The sequence below is a fragment of the Actinomycetospora sp. genome (assembly GCF_055612215.1).
This window is the reverse complement of record NZ_JBVPVA010001004.1, coordinates 1-1948: the sequence shown is the minus strand read 5'-3', so window position 1 is coordinate 1948 and position 1948 is coordinate 1. Positions and strand designations below refer to the sequence as shown.

The following is a 1948-nucleotide window of genomic DNA, read 5'->3' as shown; positions in this document are numbered from 1 at the left end:
TCACCGGCCTCGGCCCCGGTCGCCGCCGCGATGTCCGCGACCGCGCCGCGCGTCGGGCCGGGCACGCGCTCGTCCCCGGTCGGACCGCTGCCGGTCGGCGGCCCGCCCGCGCCGTCGTCGACCCCCACCCCGCCGCGGCGGACTGCAGCCCTCGGACGCCTCGCGCTGGTGCTGGTGCTCGTCGCGGCGGTGATCGGCACAGTCGTCGTGCTCCAGCAGCGCAGTCAGTTCGGCCGCACCGACGCCGGCCCGGAGGAGATCCCGGCGCTCGAGGTCGCGCCCGCCCAGGTCGACCTCGGCACGGTCGGGCAGCCGACCGCGCTCGCCCCTCCCTCGGCCCTCCTGCCCGGCACGAACACCGCGACGCCCGGCGCGGGCGCGCCGACCGTCTCGGCCTGGGCCAACGGCCTCGGCCCCCGGACGAACGTCCCGCCGATCGCGCTGCAGGCCTACGGGATGGCGGACCTGACCATGCGCCAGGTGGACCCGCAGTGCCACCTGTCGTGGGTGACGATCGCCGGGCTCGCGCGCATCGAGTCCAACCACGGTCGCTACCGCGGCGCGCAGATCGAGCCGAACGGCGACATCGAGCCGCGCATCGTCGGCGTCCCCCTCGACGGCACCAGCGGGAACCGGACGATCAGCGACACCGACGGCGGGGTCCTCGACGGCGACCCGACCCTCGACCGCGCGGTCGGCCCGCTGCAGTTCATCCCCTCGACGTGGGCCAAGTGGCGCGCCGACGGCAACAACGACGGACGCGCCGACCCCGACAACATCTTCGACGCGGCCCTCGCCGCCGGACGCTACCTCTGCGCCGGCGGGCGGGACCTCGCCACCGGCCAGGGCTGGCGCTCGGCGGTGCTCTCCTACAACAACTCCGACGACTACGGCCGTCGCGTCTACGCCGCCGCCCAGGCCTACGCGTCCAGCACGACGCCGTAGCCGGGCGGCAACCTCGCCTGTCCGTGGGGACCACGTCGGCTGTCCCCCGAGCCGCCTCCCGCCGCCTCGCGAGGACGGGGCCGCCACGAAGATGCCGCCGCGAGGGAGCCCCTGCACGTCGATCGGATCTCCGTCGAGCGTGCAGTGACTCCCTGATCATGGGTGTCCGACCGGGATGGAGCCGATCGGCGCCCGGCCGCGTCGAAGTCCCGTGGGTGTCGACGCACGCACCAGCCGTCCGTTCCGCGGATCCCGGGCGGTGGCGGCCGGGGAGGTGACCTGGGCCCGCCTGGCCGGGCCGGCCTTCCGTCCGCTGCTGACCGACGTCTACATCGGCTCCCTCGCCGAGGTCGACGACTCGACCTGGGTGCGGGCCGTCGGCCTGTGGGGTCGCGACGACGGCGTGGTGGCGGGTCCGCTCGCCGCGCTGGCGTACGGCGCCGAGTGCCCGTGGGAGGACCGCGAGCTGGTGATGGCGACCAGTCGCCGGCCGACCTCGGCCGAGGTCACCGTCCGCCGCGATCGCCTGCTCCCGGACGAGGTGTGCTCCCGCTACGGCGTCCGCCTCACGACTCCGGCGCGCACCGCGTTCGATCTGGCCCGGCGCGCGCCGCTGATCGAGGCGATCGCCGCCGTCGACTCGCTCGCCTTCCGCTGCGGGCTCACCGCGGACCACCTGCACGCTCTGGCGGCGGCCCACCGGGGCGTCCGGGGGTCGGCGCAGCTGCGGCGGGTGACCGAGCTGATGGACGGACGGGCCATGTCGCTGATGGAGACCCGTGCGCGCCTGAACTTCGTGCTCCGCGGCGTGCCCGCCCCGATCCCGCAGTACGAGGTCCGGGTGGCCGACGGCACGGTGCGGTGGCTCGACCTCGGCTGGCCGGACGTGCCGGCGGGCCGGCGCAAGGTCGGAGTGGAGTACGACGGCCCCGAGCACCGGACGATCACCGGCCAGAACCGCGACCAGCTGCGCGACGCGGCCCTGGACGACGCCGGGTGGGAG

At 75.9% G+C, this 1948-nt stretch carries 1 protein-coding gene and 1 pseudogene; both read left to right on the top strand.

Annotation, left to right across the window (positions count from 1 at the left end; translation table 11 throughout):
• Positions 1-945, top strand: a 945-nt coding sequence (locus AC0CYZ_RS27225) for a lytic transglycosylase domain-containing protein (protein ID WP_472221199.1), incomplete at its 5' end; no start/stop codon positions are given.
• 259 nt (positions 946-1204) lie between these two features.
• Positions 1205-1948: pseudogene (locus tag AC0CYZ_RS27220) on the top strand (hypothetical protein); the annotation flags it as partial.